Annotated in this window: 1 protein-coding gene; it reads right to left on the minus strand. The window is 37.0% G+C overall.

From position 1 onward, the window contains the following. Window positions 1-377: L-threonylcarbamoyladenylate synthase (locus VG543_RS21180; RefSeq protein ID WP_423181125.1), on the minus strand; the 377-nt coding region annotated here is incomplete at its 3' end. Window positions 378-451: the final 74 nt, after the last annotated feature.

Genomic DNA, 451 nt, shown 5'->3' on the forward strand with positions numbered 1-451 from the left:
GCTATAGCATTCTTAGGCATCCTTATGGCTACCGTATCAAGGCCTGCTGTAATAATATCAGGTACTAGATTACTCCTTTTAAACAATATAGTCAATGGTCCCGGCCAAAACCTTTTCATCAACTTTTGAGCCGCTTCTGGAATGGATTCTACCAATGGTACTATCTGTTTACTATCAGCTATATGAAGTATCAGAGGGTTGTCCTGGGGACGTCCCTTAGCTAAAAATATATTCTTTACAGCTTCTTCATCCAGTCCATTGGCTCCCAGTACATATACGGTTTCCGTTGGAAAAGCCACCAGACCACCAGATTTAATCATATCAGCCCCTTTTTCTATTAGGGATTTTTCTGGATTTTTTACATCTACCTTGATCATTATAGTTTTTATTTCTTTCATATTTCCCCTTCTTTTCTGCTTTTATTTCCTCATTATATTATACATTATTTTAG

Source organism: Stenotrophomonas sp. CASM101, assembly GCF_049384845.1.
Taxonomy (GTDB): domain Bacteria; phylum Pseudomonadota; class Gammaproteobacteria; order Xanthomonadales; family Xanthomonadaceae; genus Stenotrophomonas; species Stenotrophomonas hibiscicola.